Annotated in this window: 20 protein-coding genes; 5 read left to right on the forward strand and 15 right to left on the reverse strand. The window is 69.1% G+C overall.

From position 1 onward, the window contains the following. Position 1: 1 nt before the first annotated feature. From pstC to rsmI, 13 genes are all read right to left on the reverse strand, one after another. Positions 2-1,042, reverse strand: a complete 1,041-nt coding sequence (gene pstC, locus ACEN2M_RS17240; RefSeq protein ID WP_441649370.1) for a phosphate ABC transporter permease subunit PstC — start codon at positions 1,040-1,042, stop codon at positions 2-4. Positions 1,043-1,211: 169 nt separating this feature from the next. After that, entirely contained in the window at positions 1,212-2,930 is a 1,719-nt protein-coding gene (locus tag ACEN2M_RS17245) for a protein kinase domain-containing protein (protein WP_441649371.1), read from the reverse strand. Further along, positions 2,927-3,739 (reverse strand): murein transglycosylase, encoded by an 813-nt coding sequence (locus tag ACEN2M_RS17250; protein WP_441649372.1) that lies wholly within the window; start codon positions 3,737-3,739, stop codon positions 2,927-2,929. The genes ACEN2M_RS17245 and ACEN2M_RS17250 overlap by 4 nt, the downstream gene beginning before the upstream one ends. Next, complete coding sequence (locus ACEN2M_RS17255) at positions 3,736-4,296, reverse strand: hypothetical protein (RefSeq protein ID WP_441649373.1); 561 nt, start codon at positions 4,294-4,296, stop codon at positions 3,736-3,738. Before ACEN2M_RS17255 ends, ACEN2M_RS17250 begins: the two co-directional genes overlap by 4 nt. Positions 4,297-4,464: 168 nt before the next feature. Then, positions 4,465-5,124, reverse strand: a complete 660-nt coding sequence (locus ACEN2M_RS17260) for a methionine ABC transporter permease (RefSeq protein WP_441649374.1) — start codon at positions 5,122-5,124, stop codon at positions 4,465-4,467. A 2-nt stretch (positions 5,125-5,126) separates the two neighbouring features. Then, a complete protein-coding gene (locus ACEN2M_RS17265) occupies positions 5,127-6,167 on the reverse strand; it encodes a methionine ABC transporter ATP-binding protein (protein WP_441649375.1) in 1,041 nt (346 codons plus the stop codon). Between the two features lie 70 nt (positions 6,168-6,237). After that, positions 6,238-7,128, reverse strand: a complete 891-nt coding sequence (locus ACEN2M_RS17270; protein WP_441649376.1) for a MetQ/NlpA family ABC transporter substrate-binding protein — start codon at positions 7,126-7,128, stop codon at positions 6,238-6,240. A gap of 288 nt (positions 7,129-7,416) precedes the next feature. Then, positions 7,417-9,222 (reverse strand): ABC-F family ATP-binding cassette domain-containing protein, encoded by a 1,806-nt coding sequence (locus ACEN2M_RS17275; protein ID WP_441649377.1) that lies wholly within the window; start codon positions 9,220-9,222, stop codon positions 7,417-7,419. 47 nt (positions 9,223-9,269) lie between these two features. Continuing rightward, positions 9,270-10,208, reverse strand: coding sequence for a 4-(cytidine 5'-diphospho)-2-C-methyl-D-erythritol kinase (locus ACEN2M_RS17280; protein WP_441649378.1), 939 nt, complete (start codon positions 10,206-10,208; stop codon positions 9,270-9,272). A gap of 9 nt (positions 10,209-10,217) precedes the next feature. Then, positions 10,218-11,108: a 16S rRNA (adenine(1518)-N(6)/adenine(1519)-N(6))-dimethyltransferase RsmA gene (rsmA, locus tag ACEN2M_RS17285; protein ID WP_441649379.1), complete on the reverse strand. Its 891-nt coding sequence runs from the start codon at positions 11,106-11,108 to the stop codon at positions 10,218-10,220. Beyond that, complete coding sequence (locus tag ACEN2M_RS17290) at positions 11,105-12,061, reverse strand: TatD family hydrolase (RefSeq protein ID WP_441649380.1); 957 nt, start codon at positions 12,059-12,061, stop codon at positions 11,105-11,107. The genes rsmA and ACEN2M_RS17290 overlap by 4 nt, the downstream gene beginning before the upstream one ends. Beyond that, on the reverse strand, positions 12,054-13,616 hold the full coding sequence (gene metG, locus ACEN2M_RS17295; protein ID WP_441649381.1) for a methionine--tRNA ligase: 1,563 nt from the start codon (positions 13,614-13,616) through the stop codon (positions 12,054-12,056). The genes ACEN2M_RS17290 and metG overlap by 8 nt, the downstream gene beginning before the upstream one ends. A 67-nt stretch (positions 13,617-13,683) precedes the next feature. Then, a complete protein-coding gene (gene rsmI, locus ACEN2M_RS17300) occupies positions 13,684-14,559 on the reverse strand; it encodes a 16S rRNA (cytidine(1402)-2'-O)-methyltransferase (RefSeq protein WP_441649382.1) in 876 nt (291 codons plus the stop codon). Between rsmI and ACEN2M_RS17305 the strand changes: the two genes are divergently transcribed. The 5 genes from ACEN2M_RS17305 to ACEN2M_RS17325 all read left to right on the forward strand — a co-directional run bounded on the left by ACEN2M_RS17305 (position 14,558) and on the right by ACEN2M_RS17325 (position 20,539). Further along, a complete protein-coding gene (locus tag ACEN2M_RS17305; RefSeq protein WP_441649383.1) occupies positions 14,558-16,153 on the forward strand; it encodes a dolichyl-phosphate-mannose--protein mannosyltransferase in 1,596 nt (531 codons plus the stop codon). The two genes, rsmI and ACEN2M_RS17305, sit on opposite strands and share 2 nt — an antisense overlap. Positions 16,154-16,343: 190 nt before the next feature. Further along, positions 16,344-17,444 (forward strand): fatty acid desaturase family protein, encoded by a 1,101-nt coding sequence (locus tag ACEN2M_RS17310; RefSeq protein WP_441649384.1) that lies wholly within the window; start codon positions 16,344-16,346, stop codon positions 17,442-17,444. 84 nt (positions 17,445-17,528) lie between these two features. Continuing rightward, positions 17,529-18,563, forward strand: a complete 1,035-nt coding sequence (locus ACEN2M_RS17315) for a YeiH family protein (protein WP_441649385.1) — start codon at positions 17,529-17,531, stop codon at positions 18,561-18,563. A gap of 84 nt (positions 18,564-18,647) precedes the next feature. Beyond that, a complete protein-coding gene (locus ACEN2M_RS17320) occupies positions 18,648-19,949 on the forward strand; it encodes an O-acetylhomoserine aminocarboxypropyltransferase/cysteine synthase family protein (protein ID WP_441649386.1) in 1,302 nt (433 codons plus the stop codon). Between the two features lie 89 nt (positions 19,950-20,038). Next, complete coding sequence (locus ACEN2M_RS17325) at positions 20,039-20,539, forward strand: CoA-binding protein (protein ID WP_441649394.1); 501 nt, start codon at positions 20,039-20,041, stop codon at positions 20,537-20,539. A 16-nt stretch (positions 20,540-20,555) separates the two neighbouring features. On the opposite strand, the gene ACEN2M_RS17330 is transcribed toward ACEN2M_RS17325, so the two are convergent. Together ACEN2M_RS17330 and ACEN2M_RS17335 are read right to left on the reverse strand one after the other, a co-directional pair. After that, on the reverse strand, positions 20,556-21,335 hold the full coding sequence (locus ACEN2M_RS17330; RefSeq protein ID WP_441649387.1) for an ABC transporter permease: 780 nt from the start codon (positions 21,333-21,335) through the stop codon (positions 20,556-20,558). Further along, positions 21,332-22,339, reverse strand: a complete 1,008-nt coding sequence (locus ACEN2M_RS17335; protein ID WP_441649388.1) for an ATP-binding cassette domain-containing protein — start codon at positions 22,337-22,339, stop codon at positions 21,332-21,334. Before ACEN2M_RS17335 ends, ACEN2M_RS17330 begins: the two co-directional genes overlap by 4 nt. Between the last annotated feature and the right edge of the window lie 15 nt (positions 22,340-22,354).

Below are 22,354 nucleotides of genomic sequence, written 5' to 3' on the forward strand. Positions count from 1 at the left end.
GTCAGCTGCTCTCTGCGCCGGAGCGGGATCTCGCCACGATCGACGACGCCGTGAAGTTGACCACCAGGGTCAGCAGGAACAGCACCAGACCGGCGGCCATCAGTGCGGAGAGGCCGAACTCACTCGACTCGCCGTAGCGGAGGGCGATCAGTGCCGACACCGAGTTGCTGCCGGTCTTCAGCACCTCCCAGTTCAGGGTGAAGATCGGGGAGATGATCATGTACACGGCGATGGTCTCGCCCAGCGCCCGGCCGAGGCCCAGCATGGTGCCGCCGATGATGCCGCCGCGACCGAATGGGAGCACGACGGCCTGGATCATGCCCCAGCGGGTGGAGCCGAGCGCGAACGCGGCCTCGCGTTCACCGATCGGGGCCTGGGAGAAGGCTTCGCGCATGACCGACGTCGTGGTGGGCACCACCATGAGCCCGACGACGATGCCGGCAATGAAGGCCGAGGAGGTGAAGGCGCTGGCGTCGCTGAGCGCGGCACCGGAGGCATCCGTCACGGCGAAGAACGGGATCCAGCCGAAGTAGGTGGAGATCCAGCTGGCCACCGGGATGACGTTGGCCTGCAGGAAGAAGACACCCCAGAGGCCGAAGACCACGCTGGGCACGGCGGCCATCAGGTCGACCAGGGTGACCAGGGTGGAGCGCAGCCGGCCCTGCGCGACCTCGGAGATGAGCAGCGCCGTTCCCAGCGCCAGCGGAACGGCCACGCACATGGCGATCAGGGCGATGGTGATGGTGCCGAAGAGCACGGCGGCGATGCCGAAACTCTCCGACTCCGGGGACCACTCCTGTTCGGTCAGGAACGAGAAGCCCGCGACGCCGAGGGCGTCGCTGGCGCGGATCGACAGGAAGACGCCCACGGCCAGCATGATCGAGACGGTGACGACGCCGGCCGTGAACGCCACGGATCGGAAGACGGTATCGGACACCGACGGCCGGGATACCAGTACCCGCCGAGGCTCCTCGTCGAGGGGGAATGCCTCGGTGTCCGGCGCTGTGGGCGCGAACAGCTCGTCGATGGTCGTGCGTGGCATGGGGGTCCTCGGGAGGGAGCATGGGTGCGAAGGCTGGGGTGGAGCGTGGGGCGGACCGGGTAAGCGGCCTCACGTCCGAGTCACATGTTTGGGTTGCCGGGTGAATTCGCGGCGTCGGTTCAGCTACCGAGTCATGGACGCGGTGTGTGGAGTTGGCGCCGGAGCGGGCTCAGGGAGCCGGGGCCGGTGGTGCGGTGGCGCCGGGTGTCGTCGTGGGGCCCGGCGACGGGGTTGGCGTGCTCGGCGGAAGGGCGGCCAGCTCCCCCGCCACCACGAGCGTCACCGAGGTTCCGAGGCGGAGCACCGCGGCTTGGCCCGGCTGGCTCGTGAGCACGATCCCCGGCTCCGTCGACGCCTCAGAGCGGCTCTCGACGACCGCAACGAAACCGGCGTTCTGCAGGGCAGCCACGCCCTCCGCCGAGGTAAGTCCCACGGTGTCGGGAACACTATTGGAGCCTGATGCGACCACCACGTTCACCGCGTCACCGTCCGTCAGCCAGGACCCGGCACCCGGTTCGAGGGCGAGCACGGTGTCGCCGGCGCGCACTGAGTCCCTGGTCGTCAGGCCGCCCAGCCTGAGCCCGGCGGATTCCAGGGCGGCGCGCGCCTCGCCGAGCGACATCATGGTGAGCTCGGGTACCTGCACCGAGTCGGCTGGCGCCTCGACCGGCGTCGGCGGCGGCGCCGGCGTCTCGGTCGGGGTCTGCGCGGGCGCCGGCGTGCTGCTCACGGCCACGACCGACCCGCCGGCGTCGCTGGCGGCAGCAGCCCAACCCGCCGCGACCACGCCGATGATGAGCACCAGGGCCACCCACGGGCCGGGCCGGGCCGCACCCTGCCGACGGCCGGCGCGCAGCGGAGCGGGCGACCCGGCTTGGGCGTACCGCGGGGCGGCCTGCGGGGAGCGGAGCAGCACCGTGGTGCGGGCGGAGTCGGTCACGGGGACGTCGATCCTGGAGTCGAACCGGCGGGTGTGGTCGTCGCCGGGATCGGTGGCCGCGGGCGCCGGTGCGGCCAGCGCCAGGATCGCCAGGCGCATCTGGTCGGCGGACTCGAACCTGTCGTCGGGGTGCTTGAGCAGGGCCCGCACGACGATGCGGTCGACACCCCGCGGGATGCCCGCGCGAACCACGGACGGCACGGGCGGCGGCGTCAGGGCGTGGGCGCGCATCACGGCCGCCGCCGACTCGCGCGCAAACGGCGGCCGACCGGTCAGCGCGAAGTACAGCACGCCGCCGAGCTGGTAGAGGTCACCGCGCTCGTCCACGGGCACCCCGGCGGCCTGCTCAGGTGACATGTAGTTCACGCTGCCGAGAACGCCGACCGGCCCGGCGCCGTCGGCCGGTTCGCTGCCGAGCACGTCCGACCCGAGTGCCGCCCGCCCGGCGGCATCCGCCAGACCGAAGTCGAGCAGACGAATGCCGGCGCTGTGCAGGCTGCCGTCCTCGGCCGGGTCCACCATGATGTTGGCCGGCGAGATGTCGCGGTGGATCAGTCCGGCGCCGTGCGCCGCGACCAAAGCCTGCAGTACCGCCAGGCCGACGGTGAGCGCATCCTGCACCGGAAGCGGCCCGGCCTGCCCGACATGCTCGGCCAGGGTCGTGCCGGATGCGAGGTCCAGGGCGATCCAGGCCTGTGGTTCCTCGGCGTCGTCGTGCACGCCCACGTCCTGCACAGCCACGATATTCGGATGCCGTACCCGGCCCGCCGCCCGGGCCTCGCGGAAGAACGCGTCCCGGAGCCGTGGCGACAGAGACAGCTCGGGATGCAAGATCTTGAGCGCGAGGGAGTCGCCGGAGCGGGTGTCCACGGCCGCGAAGACCGAGGACGACCCGCCGGTACCCAGCAGCGCGCCGAGCCGGTAGCGCCCGGAGATCAGCCCGCTCACGGCATCCGCGCGGCGTAGCCGTTCGCCGTCACCGCGACCGCATCGACATAGCTCTGCACTCGGTTGTAGGAGTAGACGGCCGCACGCCAGTTCGCCGCGACCGAGAGGTCGCCGGTCTCGCACAGGTACCGGCCGGTGGTCAGCGCGGCATCGTCGATCTGCTGCGGATCGGCGAGAGCGTCACCGTTGCCGTCCGCACCCCACTGTTCCCAGGTCGCCGGGATGAACTGGAGCGGGCCGACGGCACGATCCCAGTCGGTGCTCTCGTCCCAGCGGCCGGCGTCGGTGTCGGGGAACGCGTCGTACACCGACCCATCGAGCAGGGGGCCGAAGATTCCCGGCACCGCCTGGCCGTCCGCGCCGATCGCGGAGCCGTCGTGGCTGCCGTGGCCGGATTCGATCGAGCCCAGCGCCGCCAGGGTCGTCCAGCCCAGCCGGCACCCCGGTTGTTCGCTCGCCAGGCGCAGTGCGGCGCCCGCATACCCGGACAACGCCCGGGCAGGAATACCGGTTGCCTGGGCCGCCGCCTCGGTCCAGTCCGCCGAGACCAGGTCTGTGGCCTGCAGCCCGGTGTGCTCCAGCCCGCTCGGCCGGGCGCTCCCGCCCGCCCCTGACGCTGCCGGGTCGGCGGGCGCTGATGGAGCCGGGGCGGGCAGCAGCACGGCGGGCACAGCCGTGCTCTGCGGCCCGGCAGCCGGGCGCGATGCGCTGCCTCCCGACGCCAGCAGGGCTCCGCCGACCAGCCAGGCGGCCAGGACCAGGAACAGGCCCAGGGGCACCCAGTCGGCCCAGCGCACGCGAGTGCTCACCAGGCGCCGGCCAGCTCGGCGTCGTCGCTGGGCCTGCTGGGCCGGGGGCGGCGGGCGCCGGGCTCGGCCAGGCGCCGGGCGTCGACGGTCACCACCGCGCCGCGCAAGGCGGCCAGCGCGCCGGCGCAGGCCTCCCGGCTGGCCGACGTCGTTCCGTACCACCGTCCGCTCGTCATCACGGCGACGTCGTCGAGTGTTGCCACCCAGCCGTGGGTGCCCGATGCCGGACCGGTCACGATCGTCACGGCCATCCGGTCGACGCCGAGCTGGAGCGCGAGCACATGCGAACGGGCCAGGGCGAATGACGAGTACACCGAGGAACTGCGACCCAGCTCGCGACTGTTCGACGCGAGCAGCCGCCAGATCCCCGACTGCGTCGCCCAGGACCCGTCTGTGGCCACCGCGCTGCGGCCGGGTGCCCGGCGCACGGCCGGCGGGATCCTGGCCAGGGTGACCTCGCCCAATTGCAGGTGTTCCCGCAGGGCAAGCCAGCCCTGCAGTCGTGGGTCGGAGGCCGAAATGAAGACCGAAAAAACCACGCTTGCGCTCGTCGACACGCTCTGCCTCACAACCCTGGAATGACTCGGTGCGAGGACGAACCGACCGGAGCGTCGGTGTGGACAACGGTGGCGTAGCCAGCCTCAGCCAGAACATTCGTGGGGCGAGGTGACCGCGAGCGGTCACTGTGCTGAACGAGAGGTGTACGAGCGCTGACCGTACGCTGACTAGCGGCGGAGGGCCTTGCGGGCCAGCCGGTTGCCGAGGAACTGCACCAGCTGGACGAAGATGATGATCAGCAGCACCGCGGCCCAGGTGACTACGGGGTCGAATTGGCGCCAGCCGTAGAGCAGGGCGAACGCGCCGAGCCCGCCGCCGCCGACGTAGCCGGCCACCGCCGACATGTCCACGAGGGCCACGAAGATGAAGGTGTAGCCCAGAATCAGCGGGCCGAGCGCCTCGGGTAGCAGCACCGTGAAGATGATGCGCACCGGTCCGGCGCCCACGCTGCGGGCCGCCTCGATCACGCCGGGCGTCACGGTGAGCAGATTCTGCTCCACGATGCGGGCCATGGCGAACATGGCGGCCAGCGCGATGGTGAAGATCATCGCGTTGTTGCCGATGCCGGTGCCGACGACGGCGCGGGTGAGCGGTTGCACCGCGGCCAGGAAGATGATGAACGGGATGGGCCTGATCGTGTTCACGAGTACGTTGAGCACCCCGAACACGGAGCGGTTGGCCAGGATGCTGCCGGCCCGGGTGAGGTAGAGGCCGAGGCCCACGATGAGCCCGCCGAAGCCACCGAAGAGCAGCGTGAGCCCCACGATGTACAGGGTCTCCCAGGCGGCTTTCCAGAGTTCGGGCAGAAGATCGATAAGACCGTCCATGATCAACGCACCTCGGTGACTGTGGTGAGCGCCCGCACGCGATCCAGTGCGGCGTCAATGGTGGAATCGTCGCCGGTCAGCGCGAGGGTGAGGTGCCCGAACGGGCGCCCCTGGATCTCGTTGATGCCGCCGTAGACGACCTGGAAGGCGATGCCGTCGCGGGACAGCTCGCCGAAAACCTGGGTCTGGTCGACCGTGTCGCTGCGGAACGCGAGAGTCACGATCCGGCCGGTGTGCCGGGCGCGGAGCACCTCCAGCTCCGGCTTGGACGGCAGTCCCTTGACCACCGTCGACACGAAACGAGCGGATGCCGCTTGCTGCGGGTTCGAGAACACATCGAACACGTCGCCGCGTTCGATGATGCGGCCCTGGTCCATCACGGCGACCTTGGTGGCCAGGGTCTGGATGACATCCATTTCGTGGGTGATGACGATGATGGTGACGCCGAACTCGCGGTTGACCCGCTTGAGCAGCTCGAGCACCTCGTGGGTGGTCTCGGGGTCGAGGGCGCTGGTGGCCTCGTCGGCCAGCAGGAGCGCCGGCGACGACGCGAGCGCCCTGGCGATGCCCACCCGCTGTTTCTGCCCGCCGGAGAGCTGGTCGGGGTAGGACCCGGCCTTGTCGGCCAGTCCCACAAAATCAAGCATCTCGGCGACCCGCTTGGCGCGGTCGGCCTTCTCGCGGCCGGCCACCTCGAGCGGGTAGGCCACGTTGCGGGCGACAGTGCGGGAGTTGAGCAGGTTGAATTGCTGGAAGATCATGCCGATGCCCAGGCGCACCGGCCGCAGCTCGCGTTCGGGCAGGCGGGCCACATCACGACCGTCGATCAGGATCTCACCGGCGGTCGAGCGTTCGAGCACGTTCACGAGCCGCACCAGGGTGCTCTTGCCCGCCCCGGAGTAGCCGATGATGCCGTAAACGTCGCCGGCGTCGACGGTGAGGCTCACGTCGTCGATCGCCGTCACATCCGGGGCACCCTTGAGAGTGGCCGGGTACACCTTGCTGACGTTGCGGAGTTCCACGAGTGGGGTTGGAGCGGGCATGCAGATCCTTCGGTTGAAACGGGGAAAGGCCGACCAGAACGCTGAGCGTTCCGGCCGGCCGTTGTACTGCCTACTTCTGGTCTGCGGTGTCTTCCTCGACCGTGGCCAGGGCGGCCTGCAGGTCGGCGGGCGACGTCGTGGCCAGCACTGCCGAGTTGCCGGAGACCTCGAGGAGGCCGTCGGTGACGGTCGAGGTGGTCTGGAACAGGTCGACCAGCTTGGCGTAGGTCTCGTTGTCCTTGTCCTCGGCGCGCACGGCGAACACGTTCACGTAGGGCAGCGCGGACTCGTCGGACGGGTCGTCCTTGACGAGGGCGTCGTCGAACGAGAGACCGGCCTTCTCCACGAAGTCGTTGTTGATGATCGCCGCGTCAACGTCGGGCAGCGACGTGGCGGTGAGCGAGGGCTCGAGGGCGGTGACGGTGACCTTCGACTTGTCGGTGTCGACGTCGTCGAGGGTGGAGAAGATGGTGCCGCCGTCCTTGAGGGTCACCAGGTCGGCGCTCTGCAGCACGAGCAGGGCGCGGGCCAGGTTGCTCGCGTCGTTGGGCACGGCGACGGTGTCGCCCTTCTTCAGCTCCGCCACATCGGTGACCTTGGTGGAGTACAGCCCGAGCGGGTAGATGGCCGTTGCGCCGATGGGCGTGAGGTCTTCGCCGCTGGAGACGTTGTAGTCGGCCAGGTAGACCAGGTGCTGGAACTGGTTGATGTCGATGTCACCGTTGCTCAACGCCGGGTTGGGCTGGTTGTACTCGGCGAAGTCGACGATCTCCACGGTGATGCCCTCGGCCGCGGCGGCCTCGGTGTAGTCGGCCCAGTACGGGTCGCTGGCACCGACGACGCCGATCTTCACGGTCTCGTCCTCGCCGCCCGCTCCGCCGGCGCAACCGGCGAGCAGGGTCAGGCTGGCGCCGAGGGCCACGGTGGCCAGAAGGCCCTTTTTCACGCTGATGTTCTTCACGCTGTTCTCCACGTTTCGATTGCTGTCTGTGTGTCCGCCCGGTGCAGGCAGGTCGCGCCGCTCACGACACGTTCGTTTCAGGCACAGAGAACGCCACGAAACTGTGCGCGCGGGAATCTGTGCTGCAGCGTCGCGTGGCACTCTTCTACGGTAGCCGCAGCTCGCACGACGCGTGGGGCGCCAGGTCACGGAACGTCACAGATACTTCGACAAAAACCGCCCAGTCACAGAATCTGCGAACTGGGCGGTCCTCATGCAACCGGGGGCCGGCTGCGTGAAACAGTTGGTTCACTTCTCGAGCAGCACCGAGAGTTCCACCCAGCGGGTTTCGAAGCCCGCGACGGCGTCTTCGGCCAGGGTGACCTCGGCCTGGAGTTTGCCCAGGCCCGTGTAGTCGCTCTGGTCGTGTGCGGCCAGGGAATTGTGAAGTTCCTTGATCTTCGCCTGCTGCTTGGCAACCTTGCGGTCGATGGAGGCGAGTTCCTTCTGGGCGTTCCGCAGCTCGGCGCCGCCGAGCGCCGGCTTGCCGGAACCCTTGGCGGTGGCGGAGGTCGGCGAGGCCGCATCCGCTGTGAAACTGCCGCCGGCGACCTGGCGTTTGCGCAGCTCCAGGTACTGGTCGACGCCGCCGGGCAGGTGGTGGAAGCCACCGTCGGAGACCGCGTACTGGTTGTCGGTGACCCGCTCGATCAGGTACCGGTCGTGCGAGACCACCAGGAGCGTGCCGGGGAAGGAGTCGAGCAGGTCTTCCATGGCGGCGAGCATGTCGGTGTCCAGGTCGTTGGTGGGCTCGTCGAGGATGAGCACGTTCGGCTCGTCCAGCACGATCAAGAGCAGCTGCAGGCGGCGCTTCTGGCCACCGGAGAGGTCCTTGACCTGGGTGGAGAGCTGAGCGCTCATGAAGCCCATGCGCTCGAGCATCTGGCCGGGCGTGATCTCCTTGCCGCCGGCCATGTACGAGGTGCGCTGGCGGGCGATGACGTCGCTGACCCTGTCGTTGCGGATGTCGTCGAGCTCGAACAGCTGCTGGGTGAGCACGGCCACCTTGATGGTCTTGCCGCGCTTGACCTTGCCGGTGTCGGGAGTGAGGGTGCCGGCGACCAGGTTGAGCAGGGTCGACTTGCCGGCGCCGTTGACTCCGAGGATGCCGGTGCGCTCGCCCGGTGCGATCAGCCAGGTGATGCCGTTGAGCACGGTCTTCTCGCCGAAGCTCACGGAGACGTCGACGAGGTCGACGACATCCTTGCCGAGGCGCTGCATGGCCATCGACTGCATCGACACGGTGTCGCGGGGCGGCGGCTCGTTCTCGATCAGTTCGTTGGCGGCGTCGATGCGGAACTTGGGCTTGGCGGTGCGGGCGGGGGCTCCGCGGCGCAGCCACGCCAATTCCTTCTTCATCAGGTTCTGGCGCTTGCCCTCCATCACGGCGCTCATCCGGTCGCGCTCCACGCGCTGCAGGATGTAGGCGGCGTAACCACCCTCGAACGGTTCGATCAGGCGGTCGTGCACCTCCCAGGTCATGTTGCAGACCTCGTCGAGGAACCACCGGTCGTGGGTGACGACCACGAGGCCGCCGGAATTCTGGGCCCACCGGTTCTTGAGGTGGCCGGCCAGCCAGGAGATGCCTTCCACGTCGAGGTGGTTGGTGGGCTCATCGAGGAAGACCACGTCGTGGTCGCCGATGAGCACCTGGGCGAGGGCCACCCGGCGGCGCTGGCCACCGGAGAGGTCGTCGACGAGGGTGTCCCAGGGGATGTCGCGCACGAGGCCCGCGATGACGTCGCGAACCTTGGCGTCGCCGGCCCAGACGTGCTCGTCGATGCCGCCGACGATGGTGTGGCCAACGGTCTGACCGTTGACGAGGTCGTCGGACTGGTCGAGCACGCCGATGGTGACGCCGCGCCTTCGGGTCACCCGGCCGGAATCGGGCTCCATGCGGCCGGCGAGCAGGCGCAGGAGGGTGGACTTGCCGTCGCCGTTGCGGCCGACGATGCCAATGCGGTCACCCTCGTTCAGTCCGGCGGTGACGCTGTCGAAGATGACGCGGGTGGGAAATTCAAGGTGCAGGGACTCGGCCCCGAGCAAATGTGCCATAGGGTTCGAGCCTATCGCCCGCAGCTGAGAGCCCCGACCGCCGGTCTCTACGTGGTGAGGATGCGGGCGCCGTGCACGGGGCCCGTTGCCCGCACCACGCGCAGTCGGGCGGCGCTGAGCGCGACCTGCAGTTCGAGGCCGGCATCCACGTCGGGCACGAGGAACGCGACGGTGGGACCGGACCCGGACAGGATCCCGGCCAGTGCGCCGTTCGCCTCGCCGAGCTCCAGCACCCGACCCAGACCGGGGGCCAGCTGCAGCGCCGGCGCCTGCAGGTCGTTGTGCATCGACTCGGCGAGCATCGCCGGGTCGCCGGCACGCAGGGCCTGCAGCACATTGGCGTCCACCGTGGGCTGCTGCTGCACGGGGAAGATGTCCTGGGCGTGCCGGGTGCGGTGCCTGTCCAACTCGCTGTACACCGACGGCGTAGACATGCCGAACTCGGCCAGGGCGAGCACCCAGTGGAAGGTGCCCTTGGCCAGGGCAGGGCTCAGCTGGTCACCGCGTCCGGTGCCGATGGCGGTGCCGCCGGTGACGGCGAAGGGAACATCCGCGCCGAGGGTGGCCGCGATCTTGAGCAGCTCCTCGCGGCTGAGCTCGGTTCCCCACAGCGCGTCGCAGGCCAGCAGCGTTGCCGCGGCATCCGCAGACCCGCCGCCCATGCCGCCGGCGATGGGAACGTTCTTGTCGATCTCGAGGTGCACCCCGCCGGTGTACCCGGTGGCCCTGGCCAGTGCGCGGGCGGCCTTGATCGCCAGGTTGCTGCCGTCGACGGCGAGCCCGGAGGTGTCGACCGAGCCGGTGAACGCGACGCTGAAGTCGTCGGCGGCGCGCGCACGCACGTCTTCATAGAGCGAGACGGCCTGGAACGCGGTGGCGAGATCGTGGTAGCCGTCGTGCATCACGGCCCCCACCTTGAGGAAGACGTTGATTTTGCCCGGGGCCCTCGCATGCACAACCGGTGAGGTCGTCGCCGTGTTGGTCATGGTTCTAACCTAGGCCAGCCAGGCCCGGGCAATCGCCAGGAAGTCGTTGACGGTGAGCTGCTCGCCGCGCTCGGTGGGATCGATGCCCGCCGCGCTGAGCACGGCCGTGGCCTGGGCGGAGTCGCCCAGCACACCCGACAGCGACTGGCGCAGCATCTTGCGGCGCTGCTGGAAGGCACCGTCGACGAGCGCGAACGTCGCCAGGCGCAGTTCCTCCGATTCGAGTTCCTCGGCGCGTCGTTCGAAGGCGATGAGGATGGAGTCGACGTTGGGGACCGGCCAGAACACCTGCCGGCTCACCTTGCCCGCGGTGCGGAACGTGCCGTACCAGGCGGCCTTGACGCTGGGGCTGCCGTAGATCTTCGACCCGGGTGCAGCAGCGAGGCGCTCGCCCACCTCGGCCTGCACCATCACGACGCCGGCGCGGATGGAGGCGAAGTGCTCGAGCAGGTGCAGCAGGACCGGCACCGACACGTTGTACGGCAGGTTCGCCACCAGCCGGGTGGGCTCCCCCGGCAGGTCGGCGATCTTCAACGCGTCGGCACGGATGACCGTGAGCTTCGCAGCCGGCTGCATGAGCTGCACGGTCAACGGAAGCTGCTCGGCGAGGCGGTCGTCGATCTCGACGGCCACCACGGCAGCGCCCACCTCGAGGATGCCCAGGGTGAGCGACCCGAGGCCGGGGCCCACCTCCACGACGGTTTCGCCGGGCTGCACGGCGGCCACCTTGACGATGCGCCGCACGGTGTTGCCGTCGATGACGAAGTTCTGGCCGAGCTTCTTGGTGGGGTTGACCCCGAGCATCTCGGCGAGGTCGCGGATCTCAGCCGGCCCGAGCAGGGTGGGTGCGCCGGGTTCGCGGGCGGATTCGTGGGCAGGGTTGTAAGCAGAGTCGGTCATGCGAGGCCTCCGGCCGGGCTGATTCGGGGGTCACGGCGGGTGTCGGTCAACACCACGGGCTCCGCGTCCCAGCGGCCGTAGACGAGTTCGGTGTTCGAGGTGATCTGGGCGGCGAGCACCGAGACGTCAGTCTGCAGGTGGTCGGCCATGGCGCGCAGGGTGTGCGGCAGCAGGTAGGGCGCGTTGGGGCGGCCGCGGTGCGGAGTGGGAGTGAGGTAGGGCGCGTCGGTCTCCACCAGCAGCAGGGCGCGCGGGGCCACGTCGAGCGCCTCGCGCAGGCCGGCGGCGTTCTTGAAGCTCACCGGTCCGGCGAACGACATGTACCAGCCCTGGTCCGCGCAGAGCCGGGCCAGCTCGGCGCCGCCGGAGAAGCAGTGAAAGACCGTGCGCTCGGGGGCGCCGACCCGCAACAGCGTCTCGACTACCTCGTCGTGGGCGTCCCTGTCGTGGATCTGCAGGGCCAGGCCGTGCCGTTTGGCGATCTCGATGTGCGCCTCGAACGAACGGAACTGGGCGGCCCGGCCGTGCGGCGCGGTGCGGTAGAAGTCCAGTCCGGTCTCGCCCACCGCGACCACCCGGGGGCGGCCGGCGAGCTCGTCGATCACGGCGAGACCCTCGTCGAGGGTGCCGGCCGCTTCCAGCTCCGGCGCATCGTTGGGGTGGATGGCGACGGCGGCGAGCATCCTGGGTTCGCGGGCGGCCAGCTCGGCCGACCAGCGTGAGGTGGCCACGTCGGTGCCCACCTGGATGACACCGCGCACGCCCACGCTCGACGCCAGGTCGAGCTGCTCGGCGACCGACAACGGGGTGATGCCGTCGCTGATCTCCAGGTGCGTGTGGTTGTCGTAGACGCCCACGATCAGCGGCTCGGGTGCCGGCGGGTAGACCAGGTCGCGGCCGGCGGTCGCCTCCCGCGACCGGATGTGGGTGGAGTCGGCGGAAGCGTCAGCCAACCGTGGCCTCGATGCGCGGGAACAGTGCGGTCAGGGGCGTCACGTGAGTGCCGCCGGTCCACTCCCAGGCCCGGTTGATGGGGGTTTCTTCGACCAGGCCGGTGCCGCCGAGCGCGCTCCACAGCGTCGCGGTGGCCTGCGGGGTGACCGGGGACAGCAGCACGGCGAGGGTGCCGAGGCCGCGCACCACGGTGTGCAGCACGGTTTCCAGGCGTTCGCGGTCGTCGGGGTTCTTGGCAAGCGCCCACGGTTCCTGGGTGGTGATGTAGCCGTTGAGCTCGTCGACGAGTTCCCACACCGCGGCGAGGGTCTCGTGCAGGGCAAGCCTGTCGATGGCCTCGTCGGCGGCCCGGGTGACCCGGATCGAGGTCTCGAGGATGGCGGCATCCGCGTCCTGCGGCGTGCCACCGGCCGGGATTTCGCCGTCGCAGTAGCGCACGACCATGGCGATGACGCGGGAGGCCAGGTTGCCGAAGCCGTTGGCGAGCTCGGACTGGTAGCGGGCGGACAGGTCTTCCCAGGAGAACGAGCCGTCCTGGCCGAAGCTGATGGCGCGCATGAAGTAGTACCGGAACGTGTCGGAACCGAACACGTCGGTGATCTGGTTGGGCGCGATGCCGGTGAGCTTGGACTTGCTCATCTTCTCGCCGCCCACGAGCAGCCAGCCGTGGCCGAAGACCTGGGTGGGCACCGGGAGCCCTGCGGCCAGCAGCATGGCGGGCCAGATCACGGCGTGGAAGCGGAGGATGTCCTTGCCGACGATGTGGGTGGCGGGCCAGAGCCGGCTGAACTTCTCGTCGTCCTGGCCGTAGCCGGCGGCGGTGATGTAGTTCAGCAGCGCGTCGAACCAGACGTAGACGACGTGGCTGTCGTCCCAGGGCACCTTGATTCCCCAGTCGAAGCTGGACCGGGAGATCGACAGGTCGGAGAGGCCCTGCTTGACGAAGGAGATGACCTCGTTGCGGGCGGATTCCGGCTGGATGAAGTTGGGGTTGGCCTCGTACATGGCCAGCAGCTGGTCGGTGAAGGTGCTCATGCGGAAGAAGTAGTTCTTCTCGTGCAGCAGTTCGACCGGGATGGAGTGGATGGCGCAGACCTGCTGGCCGGTGTACTCGCCGGTGCCGTCGACGAGGTCGCTGGGCTGCTTGTACTCCTCGCAGCCCACACAGTAGAAGCCCTCGTACTCGCCGGTGTAGATGTGGCCGGCGTCGAAGAGGTGCTGCAGGAACTTCTGCGCGTTCACCTCGTGGCGCACGTCCGTCGTGCGGATGAAGTCGTCGTTTCGGATGTCGACGGTTTCCAGCAGCGGCTTCCACGCGGTCTCCACGAGCCGGTCGGCCCACTCCTTGGGGGTGACCCCGTTGGCGGTGGCGGTGCGCAGGATCTTCTGGCCGTGCTCGTCGGTGCCGGTGAGCAGCCAGGCGTCCTCCCCACGCTGCCGGTGCCAGCGGGCAAGCACATCCGCGGCCACCTCCGTGTAGGCGTGCCCGATGTGCGGGACATCATTCACATAGAAAATAGGCGTGGTGATGTAAAAAGATGAGCCGTCGGACATGCTCACATCTTATGGTCACCTGCGCTGGCGTCAGACCCTGTTACGTCGCGCGGTGCCGTTCGGCGGCTCAATCCAGCGGCAACTCGGGCTGCGGGGCCGCCTTCCGGCGGGTTGACCCGGCTCCGGCGGCCTTGCCCGTGAGCGCGGCTTCGTACAGGTCGCGCTTGCCGAGCCCGGATGCGGCGGAGACATCGGCCGCGGCATCCTTCAGGCGGGCGCCGGCCGCGACCAGCGCCAGCACTTCGTCGACACCGGTGGCCAGGTCGAGCACCCGGGGTGTGGCGCCGGCCACGACGATGCAGATCTCCCCGCGCACCCCGGCGGCGGCCCATTCGGCCAGCTCAGCGGCGCTGCCCCGTTTGACCTCTTCATAGAACTTGGTCAGTTCCCGGCAGACCACCACCCGGCGGTCGGCGCCGAGAACGGCGGCGAGGTCGGTGAGCGACGCGGCGAGCCGGTTGGGCGACTCGAAGAAGACCATGGTGCGGCGCTCGGTGGCCACCTCGCGCAGGGTCTGCATCCGCTCGCCGTGTTTGCGCGGCAGGAAGCCCTCGAAGGTGAACCTGTCGGTGGGCAGGCCCGAGACTGCCAGCGCGGTGAGCACGGCCGACGGTCCGGGCAGCGCTGTGACGGTGACGCCGGCGGCGATGGCCGCATCCACCAGGTGGAAGCCGGGGTCGGAGACGGTGGGCATGCCGGCGTCGCTGAGCACGAGAAGGTCGGTGTCGCGGGCGAGTTCGACGAGTTCGGCGGCCTTGCCGCGTTCGTTGTGGTCGTGCAGGGCGATCAGGCGGGGCCGGTTCTCCACGCCAAGGGCCTTGAGCAGGTGCACGGTCACCCGGGTGTCTTCGGCGGCGATGACCGTGCTGGTGCGCAGCGCCTCGATCAGGCGGGTCGAGGCGTCCCCGAGGTTTCCGATGGGGGTGGCAGCCAGAATGATCATGGTCCCAGTCTCGCAGGAGAAGCTCCTCGCCCCCGCTCACTACGATGGTCAGGTGCTCCTCGCCCACCGTGTTTCCCACAGCCTGACCGACCGTTGGCCCTCCCTGTGGGCCACCCGGTGGGTTCGTCTCGCCGGCCCGGCCCTGGTGGTGCTGCTCGCCGCCGGCTTACGGTTCTGGAACCTCGGCCACCCCGGCACCCTGGTGTTCGACGAGACCTTCTATGTGAAGGACGCGTGGAGCCTGTTCAACAACGGCTACGAGTCGACCTGGCCCGATGGTGCCGACGCCCTGTTCGCCGCCGGGCAGAGCAATATCTTCTCCACCGCGCCGTCATTCGTGGTGCATCCGCCGCTCGGCAAGTGGTTGATCGCCTTGGGGCTGGCCGCGTTCGGGGCCGACAACCCATTCGCCTGGCGGATCGTCACCGCCCTGATCGGGCTGCTCGCGGTGGTGCTGCTCATGCTCATCGCCCAGAAGCTGTTCGGCTCGGTGCTGCTGACCTCGATCGCCGGGTTCCTGTTCGCCATCGACGGCAACGCCATCGTGATGAGCCGGGTGGCGCTGCTCGACAACTACGTGATGTTCTTCGCACTGCTCGGCTTCGGCGCGGTGCTGATGGATCGCGACCACCACAGGGTCCGGCTCGGGGCGTGGCTGAACGAGAAGCGCGACAACGAGATCGAACCGACTTGGGGCCCCGCCCTCTGGTGGCGGCCGTGGGTGCTCGCCGCCGGCCTGGCGTTCGGACTGGCCTGCTCGGTGAAGTGGTCGGGCGCCTACTTCCTGGCGGCCTTCGGCATCTACCTCGTGGTCGTCGACGCCCTCGCCCGGCGCCGCGCCGGACTGCCGTTCTGGATCAGCGGGGCGATTCTCAAGCAGGGTCCGGTGACCTTCCTGCTGCTGGTGCCCGTGGCCGTGATCACCTTCGTGGCCTCGTGGGCCGGCTGGTTCGTCACCCGCGGCGGCTACTACCGGGACTGGGCGGATCAGGCCGGGCAGGCCTGGACCGGAGCCCTCGCCTGGGTGCCGCACAGCCTGCAGAGCTTCTGGCACTATCAGTCGGCGGCCTACGCGTATCACGTGGGCCTGGTCACTCCGCATCCGTACCAGGCGAACCCGCTCACCTGGCTGCTGATGTCCCGGCCGACGAGCATGTACTACGAGGGCAGTTCCCTGGGCGAGAACGGCTGCGGCTTCGCCACCTGCTCCGAAGCCATCACCGGCATCGCCAACCCGCTGATCTGGTGGGCGGCGACCGCCGCCATCCTCTACCTGGTGTACAGGCTGGCCCGATATCGCGAATGGCGGGTCGGCCTGATCCTGATGGGCATGGTCGCCGGCTACCTGCCCTGGCTGATGTACCTGAACCGCACGGTGTTCCAGTTCTATACGATCGCGTTCGAGCCGTACCTGATTCTCGGTCTCACCCTGGTGATCGGACTGCTCCTCAAGAGCGCCTCCGGCAAGGCCATTGTCGTGACGCTGCTCGCCCTCGCCACCCTCGTGAGCGCCTATTACTTCCCGCTCTGGACCGGCGCCCAGGTTCCGTTCGCCTTCTGGCAGGCCCACATCTGGCTGCCGAGCTGGCGCTGACCAGCATTTCCGGTAAAAATCCACTGTATGCACGGCTGTGAACGTATGCCAAAACTGGAATACATCCCCTGTTAACTGCGTGTGAATTAGAACGATTTTTGGGGGTTCGACCCGTAGGATGGCCGGTATCTGCTTGACGAGTGTTTGCTCTATAACCGACTGAGAAGTCCAGATACAAACCAAAGGCCTCATGTCGGAAGCATCTGCCGCACCCACGGTGCGTATTGTCCGCACTCGTAAGGGTGGCGACTCCAAGAACCCCACCACCGAGTACTCCTCCCTGCTGCACACAGTGCGCAATCTGGGTCTGCTCCAGCGCGCCACCGGCTTCTACTGGGGCATGTTCGCCGCCCTGGTGCTGATCACCGCCGGCCTCGGCGTCGGCTTCGTGCTCCTCGGGGACTCCTGGTACCAGCTGATCATCGCCGGCGTGCTCGGCATCATCCTCACCCAGTTCGCCTTCCTCGCCCACGAGGCGTCGCACCGCCAGGTCTTCGAGTCCGGCCCCGCCAACGACCGGGCCGGCCGCATTCTCGCCAACCTGTTCGTGGGCATCAGCTACGCCTGGTGGATGACCAAGCACAGCAGGCACCACGCCAACCCCAATGTGGTGGGCAAGGACCCGGACATCGAGCCCGACGTGATCCGGTTCAACGAGAAGGACGCGTCAGAGGTCAGCTGGCTCACCTCGTTCATCACCCGCAAGCAGGGCTACCTGTTCTTCCCGCTGCTCACCCTCGAGGGCATCAACCTGCACATCCACGGCTTCAAGACCGTGTTCGGCAAGGGCAAGGTCGACAAGCGCTGGCTCGAGATCACCATGCTCACCAGCCGCATCGTGCTGTACTTCGCCGTCATCTTCTACTTCCTGCCGCTGGGCATGGCGTTCGCCTTCATCGGCGTGCAGATGGCCGTCTTCGGGGTCTACATGGGCGCCTCGTTCGCCCCGAACCACAAGGGCATGCCGCAGCTGCCGCACGAGAGCAAGGTCGACTTCCTCCGTCGCCAGGTGCTCACGTCGCGCAACATCCGCGGTGGCACCATGATGGACACCTTCATGGGCGGCCTGAACTACCAGGTCGAGCACCACCTGTTCCCCAACATGGCTCGCCCGCACCTGAAGAAGGCGCAGGAGATCACCAAGGAATACTGCGAGTCGAACAAGATCCTCTACACCGAGACCGGCCTGTTCGAGTCCTACGGCATCGTGGTCGCCTACCTCAACAAGGTGGGCCTGGCCGCCCGCGACCCGTTCGACTGCCCGATGGTGCAACGCTTCCACCACCGTTAACCCACCCGCACGTCAGGCCCCCCTCCGCCCGGAGGGGGGCCTTTCTGCGCGCGGGCCGGAGAACTGATGGGTAGGGTTGACAAAATGTGGATCTGGGGAGTGGGTGTGGCCGCTCTGGCCACCCTGGCGGCGTGGGCGGTGCACGCGCTCGTGCCCGGCGTGCCCCTGCTCACCGCGGCCGTGGTGCTCGGCATTCTTGTGGGGCAGCTGCCCGTGCTGCGCCCGGCGGTCTGCGGCGTGTTGAAGCCCGGTCTGTCGTTGGCGGCCAAACGCCTGATGCGGCTCGGCGTGGTGGTGCTCGGCCTCAAGCTCAGCCTGGTGGACATCGCGGGCCTCGGCTGGGTCACCATCACGACCACCGTGCTCATCGTGGTGCTCACCTTCTTCGGCACCCTCTGGCTCGGCCGCCGGGTGGGCCTGCCCGGGCACCAGCCCCTGCTCATCGCCACCGGCTTCGCCGTCTGCGGTGCCTCGGCCATCGGCGCCATGAGCGGTGTCGTCGGGGCCAAAGACAAGGAGACCGCCACCCCGGTGGCGCTGGTCACCCTGTGCGGCACCCTCGCCATCGGCGTGCTGCCGCTGCTCTGGCACCCGCTGGGCCTGACCGACCTGCAGTTCGGCCACTGGGTCGGCGCGGGCGTGCACGATGTGGGCCAGGTCGTCGCGACGGCGCAGATCGCCGGCTCGGCCGCCCTCGCGGTGGCCGTGGTCGTCAAGCTCACCCGGGTGCTGATGCTCGCTCCCCTCGTGGCGAGCGTCGCGGTCTACGAGCGCCGCCGTGCCGCCCTGCCGGTGACCGCGGGCGGCACCGCCGTCGCCTCCCCCGCCGTCGCTTTCCCCGCCGTCGCACCCGTGGCGAGCCGGCCGCCGGTGATCCCCCTGTTCGTGGCCGGGTTCCTGGCCATGGTGCTCATACGCACCCTGGTACCGGTGCCGCCGGTGCTGCTCGACGCCGCCGATCTCGTGCAGACGGTGCTGCTGGCCATGGCCCTGTTCGGGCTGGGTACCGCCGTGCGCCTGACCGAGCTCGTGCGCACCGGGGGCCGCGCCCTGGGCGTGGGCCTGGCTTCCTGGCTGCTCATCGCGGTGCTTGCCCTGGTGGCCGTGCAGCTCAGCTGAGCCCCCTTCGAGGTGCCGGCAGCATGTGGCGCTCTGTTACGCCGTCGCGGCCTTCGGCCCACGCGGGCCGGGTAGCGTACTCCCATGGCAGATCGCGAGTACGGCTTCACGACCAGGGCAATCCACGCCGGGAACATCCCCGACGCCGTCACCGGGGCCAGGGCCCTGCCCATCTACCAGACCAGCGCCTTCGTCTTCGACGACACCGCGGATGCCGCCGCTCGCTTCGCCCTGCAGAAGTACGGCAATGTCTACTCCCGGCTCTCCAACCCCACCGTGGCCGCGTTCGAGGAACGCATCGCCAGCCTCGAGGGCGGTCTCGGCGCCGTCGCCACGGCATCCGGGCTGGCGGCCCAGTACATCACCTTCGCCAGCCTCGCCGGCGCCGGCGACCACATAGTCTCCAGCGCCAACCTCTACGGCGGCTCGATCACCCAGCTCGACGTGACCCTGCGCCGGTTCGGTGTGGAGACCACCTTCGTACAGTCCGCCGACCCGGCCGACTACGCCGCCGCGATCACCGACAAGACCAAGCTGATCTTCGCCGAGACCGTCGCCAACCCGTCCGGCGAGGTCGCCGACATCGAGGGCCTGGCGGCCGTGGCGCACGCCGCCGGCATCCCGTTGATCATCGACTCCACCATCGCCACCCCCTACCTCTGCCGGCCCATCGAATGGGGCGCGGACATCGTCATCCACTCGGCCACCAAGTTCCTCGGCGGGCACGGCACCACCCTCGGCGGCGTGGTCGTGGAGAGCGGCCGGTTCAACTGGGACAGCGACAAGTTCCCCCTGTTCACCGAACCCGTGCCCAGCTACGGCGGCCTGGAATGGTCGGGCAACTTCGGCGAGTACGCCTTCCTCACCCGCCTCCGCGCCGAGCAGTTGCGCGACATCGGCCCTGTGCTCGCCCCGCATTCCGCGTTCCTGCTCGCCCAGGGCGTCGAGACGCTGCCTTACCGGCTGCAGGCGCACGTGAACAACGCCCGCATCGTGGCCGAGTGGCTCGACGCCGACCCGCGCGTCGACTTCGTGAACTGGGCCGGTCTGCCCAGCCACCCGCACTACGAACGCGGCCTCAAGTACCTGCCCAAGGGCCCGGGTTCGGTCTTCAGCTTCGGCGTCAAGGGCGGCCGTGACGCCGGCCGCACCTTCATCGAGTCCGTCGACCTGGCCAGCCACTTGGCCAACATCGGCGACGCCAAGACCCTCGTCATCCACCCGGCCTCCACCACCCACGCCCAGCTGAGCGAACAACAGCTCGTCGACGCCGGTGTGCTGGCGGGTCTCGTGCGCATCAGCGTGGGCATTGAGGATGTCGACGACATCATTTACGATCTCGACCAGGCACTGGCCCAGGCAGCCGCAACTGGAGGAGCAGCGTGAGCACCGATACCGCACGCACCGACACCGCGTCCACCGAGACGGTCCAGCTCACCAACGGGCTGAGCTGCAGCGTTCCCACCAACTCGCCACTGGCCAAGCTGCTGCGCACCCAGCGCACCTGGGAGGGTCCGGACGCCAAGGCACGGCTGGGCATCCTGCGCCGCGCGAAATCGATCGCGATCGTGGGCGCCTCGCCCAACCCGGCTCGCTCCAGCTACTTCGTGGGCACCTACCTGCAGCAGTCGAGCGACTACAGGGTGTACTTCGTCAACCCGCGCGCCGACACCATCCTCGGCGAGAAGGCCTACCCGGACCTGGCGTCACTGCCCGAGGTGCCCGACATCGTGGATGTCTTCCGCAAGGCCTCCGACATCCCCTCCGTGATCGACGACGCCATCGCCGTGGGCGCGAAGACCGTGTGGGTGCAGTTGGGCATCTGGAACCAGGAGGCCGCCGAGGACGGCGAGTCGAAGGGCCTCACCATCGTGATGGACCGCTGCATCAAAATCGAGCACGCCCGGTTCCACGGCGGGCTGCACCTGCTCGGCTTCGACACCGGGCAGATCACAGCCCGCAAGACCATCCGCTAGGCCCTGACGAACCCTGTCAGGCCCGCCGCATCCCCCGGATGCCGACCCACAGGCCGATCACGGCCGTCACCACGGCGGCCGCGAAGCCGCCGAGCACCGCCGGGGTGGCCAGGCTGCCGGCGAACAGGTCGCGCTCGGCCTGCACCACGTAGCTGAGCGGGTTGACCGCGGCGGCGACCTTCATCCAGCCCGGGGCATCGTCGAGCGGCAGCAGCATGCCCGAGAGGATCATCAGCGGAAAGATCAGGGTCTGGTGGATGATCCAGAACATCCAGTCCCGGCCCCGGCAGGCCAGCGCCACGCTGTAGCTGAGCGCGCCGAAACCGATGCCGAACACGGCCAGCAGCACGAAGCCGAGCAGCAGGCCCGGAACGCTGACGGTGAAGCCGAACGGCAGCGAGACCAGGCAGATCAGCAGGCCCTGCACGATCAGCGGCACCACTTCCTTCAGCGCCCGGCCCATCAGCAGGGCACTGCGGGCCAACGGCGCCACCAGGGTGCGTTCGTGCGAGCCGGTCTGCATCTCGCCGAGCAGGTTGGCGCCGGTGGATGCGGTTCCGAACAGCGCCACCATCACCAGGATGCCGGGCACGAACCACTGCAGGGTCTCCCCCGCGCCCAGGCCGGACGAGGCCACCAGCAGCGGGCCGAACAGGCCGAGGAACACCAGCGGCTGCACCAGGCTGAAGAGGGCGCTGAACGGGTCACGCATGACGGGGCGGAGCTCCCGCACCAGGACGTTCCAGGTGTCGGCGGCCAGCCCGGTGCGGGGCGAGCTCTGAATGTCGGTGCTCATGCTGCTACCTCCTCGGGTGTCGAAACGGATGCCGACTGCCCCTCCTCGCGCAGGCTCCGGCCCGTCAGGGCCAGGAAGACGTCGTCGAGGGTGGGCTGACGGTGGGTGACGGCCACGGGCGGAAGGCCCGCGGCGTCGAGGGACCGCACCAGCTGCGGCACCGCCCGTTCTCCAGCCGCCGCGGCCTCGCCGCTGAGGGTGACCAGCGCATCGGCCGCCTCGCCCCCGGTGTGCCGGGCGGCTTTGACGGCATCCGCTGCCGAGTCGAAGGTGAGGGTGATGCGGTCACCGGCCAGGCGGGACTTCAGCGCGGCGGGAGTGTCGTCGGCGATCACGACCCCGTGGTCCATCACCATCACCCGCTCGGCCAGCTGGTCGGCCTCGTCGAGGTAGTGGGTGGTGAGGAAGATCGTGGTGCCCACGGTGTCGCGCAGGCGCACGATGTGCTGCCACAGGTTGGCCCGGCTCTGCGGGTCGAGCCCGGTGGACGGTTCGTCGAGGAACAGGAGCTGCGGCCGGTGGATGAGCCCGAGGGCGATGTCGAGCCGGCGTTTCTGACCGCCGGAGAGGCCGAGCACCTGGCGGTGCGCGAGGGCGCCGAGGTCGAGCGACTCGAGCAGGTCGTCGGCCCTGGCCGCGGTGTCCCGGCGGCTGAGGCCGTAGAACGCGCCCTGACTGATCAGCTCGTCGCGTACCCGCTGGTTGTGGCCGGCCGAATTGCCCTGACCGATGTAGCCGATCCGGCGGCGCACGCCGGCCGGGTCTCGGCGGATGTCACAGCCCGCGACGGTGGCTTCGCCGCTGGTGGGCGGCAACAGGGTGGTGAGCAGCCGCAGGGTGGTGGACTTGCCCGCGCCGTTCGGCCCGAGGAACGCCACCAACTCACCGCGCTGCACCTCGAGGTCGAGGCCCGTGACGGCGTCGACGGCGCCGCCTTTGGCCGGGAACGACTTGCCGAGTCCCCGCGCCTGAATCAACGTTCGGGTGTTCTGTGGATTGGTCATGCCGACAGACTAAAA

Origin of the sequence: Cryobacterium sp. W22_MBD10_FK3, assembly GCF_052113745.1 — a bacterium.
Classification (GTDB): Bacteria; Actinomycetota; Actinomycetes; order Actinomycetales; family Microbacteriaceae; genus Cryobacterium.

Excerpts from the sequence above, each read along its gene's own strand:
- rsmA (WP_441649379.1), bottom strand. The coding sequence starts at position 11,108 with ATGACCGACTCTGCTTACAACCCTGCCCACGAATCCGCCCGCGAACCC.
- ACEN2M_RS17280 (WP_441649378.1), bottom strand. The coding sequence starts at position 10,208 with ATGACCAACACGGCGACGACCTCACCGGTTGTGCATGCGAGGGCCCCG.
- ACEN2M_RS17305 (WP_441649383.1), top strand. The coding sequence starts at position 14,558 with ATGGTCCCAGTCTCGCAGGAGAAGCTCCTCGCCCCCGCTCACTACGAT.
- ACEN2M_RS17265 (WP_441649375.1), bottom strand. The coding sequence starts at position 6,167 with ATGCCCGCTCCAACCCCACTCGTGGAACTCCGCAACGTCAGCAAGGTG.
- metG (WP_441649381.1), bottom strand. The coding sequence starts at position 13,616 with ATGTCCGACGGCTCATCTTTTTACATCACCACGCCTATTTTCTATGTG.
- ACEN2M_RS17275 (WP_441649377.1), bottom strand. The coding sequence starts at position 9,222 with ATGGCACATTTGCTCGGGGCCGAGTCCCTGCACCTTGAATTTCCCACC.
- ACEN2M_RS17320 (WP_441649386.1), top strand. The coding sequence starts at position 18,648 with ATGGCAGATCGCGAGTACGGCTTCACGACCAGGGCAATCCACGCCGGG.
- ACEN2M_RS17260 (WP_441649374.1), bottom strand. The coding sequence starts at position 5,124 with ATGGACGGTCTTATCGATCTTCTGCCCGAACTCTGGAAAGCCGCCTGG.
- pstC (WP_441649370.1), bottom strand. The coding sequence starts at position 1,042 with ATGCCACGCACGACCATCGACGAGCTGTTCGCGCCCACAGCGCCGGAC.
- ACEN2M_RS17335 (WP_441649388.1), bottom strand. The coding sequence starts at position 22,339 with ATGACCAATCCACAGAACACCCGAACGTTGATTCAGGCGCGGGGACTC.
- rsmI (WP_441649382.1), bottom strand. The coding sequence starts at position 14,559 with ATGATCATTCTGGCTGCCACCCCCATCGGAAACCTCGGGGACGCCTCG.
- ACEN2M_RS17315 (WP_441649385.1), top strand. The coding sequence starts at position 17,529 with ATGTGGATCTGGGGAGTGGGTGTGGCCGCTCTGGCCACCCTGGCGGCG.
- ACEN2M_RS17310 (WP_441649384.1), top strand. The coding sequence starts at position 16,344 with ATGTCGGAAGCATCTGCCGCACCCACGGTGCGTATTGTCCGCACTCGT.
- ACEN2M_RS17330 (WP_441649387.1), bottom strand. The coding sequence starts at position 21,335 with ATGAGCACCGACATTCAGAGCTCGCCCCGCACCGGGCTGGCCGCCGAC.